The organism is Candidatus Woesearchaeota archaeon, from assembly GCA_016180285.1.
Lineage (GTDB): Archaea > Nanobdellota > Nanobdellia > Woesearchaeales > JACPBO01 > JACPBO01.
Genome location: JACPBO010000007.1, coordinates 24,705 through 32,260, shown reverse-complemented (window position 1 = coordinate 32,260; position 7,556 = coordinate 24,705). Strand labels below are relative to the sequence as shown.

At 35.5% G+C, this 7,556-nt stretch carries 10 protein-coding genes; 6 read left to right on the top strand and 4 right to left on the bottom strand.

The window, feature by feature from the left end; all coding sequences use genetic code 11:
- The 5 genes from HYU07_02350 to HYU07_02330 form a co-directional block, all read left to right on the top strand.
- Positions 1–669 (top strand): AAA family ATPase (locus tag HYU07_02350; GenBank protein MBI2129056.1); only part of this gene is annotated, 669 nt, incomplete at its 5' end.
- Positions 666–1,568: a hypothetical protein gene (locus HYU07_02345; protein ID MBI2129055.1), complete on the top strand. Its 903-nt coding sequence runs from the start codon at positions 666–668 to the stop codon at positions 1,566–1,568. The genes HYU07_02350 and HYU07_02345, both read left to right, overlap by 4 nt.
- The gene (locus HYU07_02340) at positions 1,558–3,255 is read left to right on the top strand and encodes a hypothetical protein (protein ID MBI2129054.1); all 1,698 of its coding nucleotides are present in this window, start codon (positions 1,558–1,560) and stop codon (positions 3,253–3,255) included. The genes HYU07_02345 and HYU07_02340 overlap by 11 nt, the downstream gene beginning before the upstream one ends.
- 5 nt (positions 3,256–3,260) lie before the next feature.
- Complete coding sequence (locus HYU07_02335) at positions 3,261–4,604, top strand: hypothetical protein (protein ID MBI2129053.1); 1,344 nt, start codon at positions 3,261–3,263, stop codon at positions 4,602–4,604.
- Complete coding sequence (locus tag HYU07_02330; protein ID MBI2129052.1) at positions 4,597–5,394, top strand: radical SAM protein; 798 nt, start codon at positions 4,597–4,599, stop codon at positions 5,392–5,394. Before HYU07_02335 ends, HYU07_02330 begins: the two co-directional genes overlap by 8 nt.
- A 26-nt stretch (positions 5,395–5,420) precedes the next feature.
- Here HYU07_02330 and HYU07_02325 read toward each other — a convergent pair whose 3' ends face one another.
- The 4 genes from HYU07_02325 to HYU07_02310 are packed head-to-tail and all read right to left on the bottom strand — an operon-like array spanning position 5,421 to position 7,082.
- Positions 5,421–5,588: a hypothetical protein gene (locus HYU07_02325; GenBank protein ID MBI2129051.1), complete on the bottom strand. Its 168-nt coding sequence runs from the start codon at positions 5,586–5,588 to the stop codon at positions 5,421–5,423.
- A gap of 8 nt (positions 5,589–5,596) precedes the next feature.
- On the bottom strand, positions 5,597–5,965 hold the full coding sequence (locus tag HYU07_02320; protein MBI2129050.1) for a YkgJ family cysteine cluster protein: 369 nt from the start codon (positions 5,963–5,965) through the stop codon (positions 5,597–5,599).
- Entirely contained in the window at positions 5,962–6,549 is a 588-nt protein-coding gene (locus HYU07_02315; protein ID MBI2129049.1) for a hypothetical protein, read from the bottom strand. Before HYU07_02315 ends, HYU07_02320 begins: the two co-directional genes overlap by 4 nt.
- The gene (locus tag HYU07_02310) at positions 6,546–7,082 is read right to left on the bottom strand and encodes a methyltransferase (protein MBI2129048.1); all 537 of its coding nucleotides are present in this window, start codon (positions 7,080–7,082) and stop codon (positions 6,546–6,548) included. Before HYU07_02310 ends, HYU07_02315 begins: the two co-directional genes overlap by 4 nt.
- A gap of 92 nt (positions 7,083–7,174) precedes the next feature.
- Between HYU07_02310 and HYU07_02305 the strand changes: the two genes are divergently transcribed.
- Positions 7,175–7,540, top strand: coding sequence for a hypothetical protein (locus tag HYU07_02305; protein MBI2129047.1), 366 nt, complete (start codon positions 7,175–7,177; stop codon positions 7,538–7,540).
- Positions 7,541–7,556: the final 16 nt, after the last annotated feature.

Below are 7,556 nucleotides of genomic sequence, written 5' to 3'. Positions count from 1 at the left end.
GAAGCAATAGCTGGCACTCTGGAAAAACCTTTTGTAGAAGTAACCCCCGATCAGATTTTCAGAGGCGTTGTAGGAACAACAGAAGAAAGAATACGGCAAGTTATAACTAGGGCTGTTTACAGCAATGCATTGTTATTTATACCCAACATCAATGGTTTAGTTGGCTATAAGGCAGAAGGGTGGCAAGAATCTTTCAACACAGTGCTCAGGAGTGTAATGCTTGATGCGAAGAAGGAGCATAATGGGGAAGCTGTAGTAGTAGCAACTGTTTCAGAGCCATATGTGCAAATACCCTCAAGCATAAAAACATTATTTGACCACTTCATATACTTCGATATTCCTTCTAAAGAGGAGCAAAAATTGTTATGGCAACAGTATATAAGCGAATATGGCGGACCTTCCAAAATAGACACTGAAGAAGTTGTCAGGGTCAACCCAACTTTGTTGCCTGGAGAAATAGCGCAAGCTTGCAAGCATATGAGAGAAATTATTGGAGCCGGAGCCACAACCGAACACTATAAGTCAATAGGCTCATCATATAAGCGCAGAACACAAGACGAATTAGAGGCTATCAAGAAGGGATTTAAAACAGTTATGGACAGAGATAGCATAGATACATACACTGAACTGCAATCATTAAAACAGGCTTTAGAAGGTGCTAAAAAATGAAGGAAAAACTAATTGAGGTCATTAAGCGGGAAAATCTGGAAGAAATAGAATTGCCCACCGGGCCAAATGAAAAGGTTTACATAGCTGATGAAAAAACCATAAATAAATTAAGTAGTGCTGGATTAATAGATGACAAAAACTACAGCTTATTGCAGATAAAAATTGAAAATGTAGAGAGTAAAAGTTATCTTATTCTGCCAAAAAAGGTTTATTATTTTATGAGAATGCCTGGTGAGACTTCTGGCTCTGATGCTTTAGACGAATTATTAGAAACGCATCAAGATGTAATAAGCTTGGAAGCAAGGCTTGGCAGCGCAAAAAGCGATTCAAAAATAATGCTGACATTGGCTGATGCAGGCCAGCAAGTAAAGCATAGCTATGAAACTCAACTTATAAATAATATTGTTAGCAGTGGCGAGCTAGATGATCGAAAGCTTGCAGAATATGGTTTAAAAGACCCTGAAATAAAAAAACGGGTTGATTTCGTCATTGCAAAAATAACAGGCAAAACTGCTCAAGAGTTAAAAGATACTCCTTTATCAAAAGTTTTGATTCATAAGACAATTGCAGTTGATAGGGAAATGACTGTCAGCCGCAATAAAAGAATAAGGTGCTATGTTGGAAGCCATTTTGAATGGCGAGATAAAGTTGTTGATGAAAAAGCCAGAAGACAAGTTCCAATAGACCTATATTTTACTCCAGAAACGCAGAATATGTTGGATGAAGCAGTTGAGATAGCCAAAAGCAAAGGATACACAAAAGGCGCTGGAGTTCATTCTATAACTAATTACAGAAATCTTCTAGCCACACAAATAAACTTAGAAGTGGCAAAGGTAAGCCCTGAAAAAACCTTGCCTATAGAAACGCCTGCAAAGGGTGGTGAGAGGTATGAGCGTTGAGGTTATTGAAGGCGCTATAACGAAACAGGATATGTTTCGTGATGTAAAATCCTTGCTTAATGGTCTAAGAGAACTTAGAAATAACTATAAAACACAGCTTTTAGAGTCAAGAGTAACTAAAAAATCAAGGCAAAAAGCAAACGAAAATTATGAAAATGCAAAAAGAGCAAGTCAAGAATACCTGAATCAGGCTTTAAGGCTAGGAAATGTTTTACAATCATTATACCGAATGGATGAACTTTCAGATCGCAAGAAAACAGTAGACGAAGCTGTTAAATTGTTAAACCATGGGAACAACATAAGCTATGAAACAAACTTCTTTTGGAAAGGCACAGAATTAGACAAAACTCTAACAAATCTGGCTTTTGCTTATCAAGGCTTAGAAGCGCAGGAAGAGGATAAAGTGCATCTTTTACATGCTCTGGAATTATTCTTATCAAAATCTTTGCCAATTTCGCAACAACAAAAAATATGGGACGGCATAGAGCCTTTTAAGGGCAAAACAACGCCTATAAAGGGATTTGGAGAAAAATTTGGCGAAACAATAGAAACTGTTTTGGCATCCATCTTGGGCCATTCATTTAAAATAGAAGATGAAGGCGGCGTATTGGTGATTAATAACAGAGGGAAGGATGTTAAAAGTGTGCTAGAAAAAGCGATACGCGAAGGATGGGATAATATCATATTATCATCAAATGAAAATAATATGAAAAAGCTGTCAGGATCAATTGAAGGCTTACAGTATGAAAGAATAAATATTGAAGATCAAAAAGGCATATTTTCAGAAGCCGGTAGCAGACTTTCAAAAGCAGCGCAATATGCACTTTACCCTGTTTATCCCTTTTTGCCAAGGGCTATAAAAAGAGAATTTTCCATAAAACCCAGTAGCAAATACGCAGAGTATGCACTTCCTATTTATAGTGTAGTTGAGATAATCGGTGGCGCCATAACAGCAATAGCTGGGCTTACGCAATGGAAAATGTTTGGTTTAGTTGGACCGTATTTTGCGATTGATGGCATAATAAGAATGAGGCAAATGTTCAAAAATGAAAATATAGAGGATAAAGATGTATTTGGTGGCGCAGTTATCCTAGAGCCAGTTGCAGCTTTAGGCGTTTCTGCTTACAAAAAGATCAGAGGCCCTGATGAAAACAGGGAGATATGGAGATATAATGTGAGCATCAATAGAGAAACTAAAGAAAAGGGGCGTGATTTAACTATCTGCGGCATATCTGATGCGGCCTCACATATTGCAAATTTTAATCCGTCAAAAGCTGCTTGGGAAAGCATTAGCCCAACAATAGAGGCTTACAAGCTTTTTGGAGCGACTTTAGAAAGAGAGCTTGACAATGTTAATGCAAAAAAAGTCATATATAATAACCTCAAAGAACAAGGGGTCTTATATTTTGCGTCAACAAGGCAGATTAATGATATGCACGTTACACTTTTATCCACTTTTTTAAATGATGGAAGCTTGTCAAATAACTATATTAAGGGTTTGCTGACAATAATACACAAAAATGACTTTTCTGGCAAGGAGCTTGAAGAACTAGCTACAAGCATTCCTAAAATAAGTGAGGCGCAAGCTAGTGAAAAAGTTGAAGATAGCTTAAAAGTTGTTCAACCATTATACGCTCGCATTGCTTTATGGAAAAACCAACAGCCGCTATACGAAGCGGAGGCTTAATTACAATGGTAAGAATGAATATAATGTCACCGGGCATATTCCTCAGAAAAGGAGCATCTGCTGTATTAATTTTAGCTTCTTTAATTTTAGGCTATTCTGCTTCCAGGGGCTGTGTAAATTTTTTCAGACAAAATTATTCTGCTGAAGCGCGCCAGAAAACAAGATATGATAAAACAATAAAAGAAATACAAAAAGGAATAATCAATAGCGAGTTTGAAAAAGCAGAAAACTTAATACAAAGGCTTGAGCATGAAGATGGCTGGAAACAATACCCTGAAGCAGCAACTGCAATAACTGACTTAGAATCAAAAATAAAAGTCCGTAAGGAGAAATTACAAAAAGAGGGGCTATTAACACAGAAGGAACAATCACAAACTTATGATGAAAAAAAGAACCTTTCAGGATTAAGCCAGAACGAAATAGAAATCCAACTGAATAAATTTAAAACTTCAAATGATATTGAAGGATGGATAAATTTCAGCAAAAAATTCATGGATGACAGATACGGCTTAATATTAAAAACACCGCCAACAGACTCAAAATTAGAAGAAAATGTAACTGCATTGTATGAAAGCTATAAGCAATTTTTAATGTTTGCTAACAACGAAAAAGACCCAACAGCATTTTCTATTACAAAAAAGGAAGGCATGAATTGGCTTGTAGGCAAGCTAAATGAGGTCTTTATTTCTTACATCAGACCATTGCAAGGCAGATTAATAAGCACAGCTAGTTCTCTATACACATTGCCGAACAATCCTAAGTCATCTTATAATGAACAATTAAGACTTTATGGCGACTTAAAAAAAGGCGGAGCTGAATATGCAACATCTATAAAAGCCGTTTGTTCTGCCATTAGAAGCTATGGCGCAGAATTTCCTGTTGACATAAAGGATACAGATTCAACCATTCATCGAAGGTTCTCATATTCTTTAGAAGATTTAAAAAATAAGAATGATGCATTGAAATTCAATGTGAATGTGTTAAAGAATGCAGAAGAAACTATTAAGCAAGTTAATGAATCAAGTGATGAACTTGATCTTACAATGAACTATATTCTTAACAAAAGTACTAAAAGTTGTTTTATAGCCACAGCAGTTTATGGCAACATAAATCACCCTAGTGTAGTGGTTCTTAGAGAAATAAGGGATGATGTTTTATTAAAGAATCCTTTAGGTGCAGCATGTGTTCATTTCTACTACTCGGGAACTGGGGAATTTGCAGCAAGAGTTGTAGAAAACAGCCCTATGAAAAATAATGTTAAAAAGGTCATTAAAGAAACTTTGGACATTGTAGTTGAATCATACAAATCACATAATCATAAGAAAATTGAAGCGGTGCATAATGACTGATCAGCTAGTTTTAGCTATTAATATGTATTGCAATTTAGAGTGTAAGTTTTGCTATGCTGACGGCCATCCTGGAAGAAAAGAGAGTTTATCACTAGAGCAATTTATAACTCTTATTGACAGCGATAAACCAAAATCTATTGATATTAGCGGAGGAGAGCCATTTATGAATTCTCAATTAAATGCTATGCTGGAATATGCTATATCTGATTTGAATGTTGAGACGATCCTAATATCAACAAATGGAACAATGTACAGGCAAGATTTATCAAAAATACTAAAAAATCAAAAATGCGAGCTTCAAGTAAGCTTGCCAGCTATTGATGAAGAAGTATGGAAAAGCATAACAAAACCATCCAATCGTATAACTGTCAATAGAGTCAAGGAAAATATAGAAAGATGGCTGCAAGAAGATGTTAGATTACACCTATCAATGCCGGTTTATGGTGAAAATAAAGATGAAATAGAGAAAGTTGTAGATTATGCAACAGCTATTGGAGTTGGTGTCAGAGTTACACCTGTATTTAGAGTTGGCAGAGGAAAAAATGTTGATGGTTTAAGTGGGATGGACAAAACATTGGCTGTTGCTTTTTTAAATGCTTGTGAAGTCAAAGGATTAAATGTGGAAAACAGCTTAGAATATGACTGCAAGCCATTAACAGAAAATTCTGCTTGCCCATTTATTGGAACAAAAAAATATGTTGAGCCAACAGATAATGGGCTTTTGGCATCAGATTGTGAATTTCTAAGAGATATCGTAATCGGAAAATTAAAAGAGAATTATAGAAGATAATTTTTAACTGACTTTTCTTTTATATGCTAGCTCTCAAACCTTCCCTTGACCTTGTATTTGTCGGATTTCAGGATCTCTTCAACTTCCTTGTCAAACGAGTTATCGGGCTTGTTAAACAGCCAGTGGAAGATGAAGAAGGAAACAAACAGGGAAACAGCGATTACAATGCCCTCTTTTGAGAATATTTCGATCATTTTAACAGCTATATCTTTGGAATATATAAATTTTTTGCATATCTGACCTTGACTTCCTCAAGATGGTGCATTGGCTTGCAGTCTTCTGCTGTTTTTTTGCTGAAAAAAGGATAATCCCTGCACGCCTTTGGCCTTGCATCATATATTCTGCAGGAGCTTGTTCCGTCGGTATTTTTTACAAGGAAAAAACAGTCTCCATTGATCAGCTTCATATAGCCTTCCTGATCTTTCCTGAATGGATGGTTCATTAGAAAATCAGCATGGCCTGCAGCCTCTATTTTCACGATGTCTGACTTATTCGGCTTAAAAAGAAGCCTGCAGCACTGCCCGCAGTTCTCGCATTCGAAGCTTTTCTTTGCAATCCTCTTTTTTGTCATCTGATTTGCCCTATGATCATCAAAAAGTTGTTGTAGCCCGCTTTATTTTTGTAAATTTTGCAGCTTTCAATCATGTCTTGCCTGTTTATTTTTATACTTTTCTCTTTTAAAAGTTTTGAAACAAAATCCGAGACCAGAAAAACCGAGAACTGCGTGACATTGGCTGGCTTTGCAGCATAATGTGCGCGCTCGAAGTCAATCAGGACAGGTTTATTATGCTCAGCCACTATAATGTGCTTGTGCGGATGCGACATCTCTTCCTTATTTATTTTCAGCTCGTCTAATTGATATAATTGATCATAGAGTGTTTTTATTATTTTCAATATTGCATTTTTATTGTTCTCTTTTTTAATAAAATCCAAGAAATAAACACCATCAACAAACTCCATCCCCAACTTTCCATTTTTAAAGAATAGGGCATTTGGACCAATGTTCATTTTATTCAATATTTTTAAAAATCTGAACTCATTCTCTATCCTGTTTTCAGCCCTGCTTTCAGGATTCTTTATTTTGATGATTATTTTTTTGTTCTTATATTTAGAGAAATAAACCAATCCGCGCTTGCCTTTTTTGTAGAATTTCATTTTTCTCTTTCAACAAGATAAACCATCATCTCTTCAAAGAATATGCGCTTTTTGCCCAATAATCTGTATTTTAACTTATTTTTCTTTATCAGTTTATTGATCATTCTCGGCTTTGTCAGCGATGAAAAAACCATCAAAATAATGCCGTCTTTTTTAAGATAATTATTTGCTTTGCTCAAAAACCTTTCAATAACCTCATATCCTTTTTTGCCCCCTTCTATGGTTATGTCTTTGACTTTCAGATCAGAAGGAAGGTAAGGCGGATTGAAAATAATCGTGTCAAATTTCATGTTTTTAATATTTGAAAAAAGATCGCTTTGCTTGGCTATTATCTTCTTGTTTTTAATTTTGCTTTTTAAATAATCAACAACATCCTTTTGGATATCCGCAGCAATAACTTTCTTCACAACTTTCTTTTTGGCTGCCTCTATCGCTTGTATCCCTGAACCAGCGCCTACATCTAAGACCATGCCAAAAGCATGTTTTTTCACATATTCTTGCAGCAATAAGGAATCTTCTTGAGGCTCATATATCATTATTCTAAATGTGTTATCATAGGATATATTTAAATATAGGCAGTTAAAACCTTATATGCAGGATTATATAATATGGGGCAGCATCTAATATGAATGAAGTCTATAATAAAGCGCTAATCTTGTTGGAGAGATTAATAGAAGAAGCCAAAGAGGCCTCAATAGAAAACAATGATGAATTTATATATCGCCATTTAATAAGCGAGATCAGGAACATTGTTGACTATTTTAAAGATCGACATGATGCAGCAGAAACAATAGAATTAGTAGACCAAGCATTCGATTTACAATTAAATGATTTTAAAAAGTATACTGGAAATCACTTTGATGCTCTATTGTTGCTGTTATACTCGGAAAAAGATGCGAAAATAGAAATAATCCCGAATAAGAGCAAAATGTTGAAATTGGCGGGAATCTCAAACAGGCATAGTGAAAGTCTATTTGGCCAAAATTTTTAACAAGAAATCATCACTT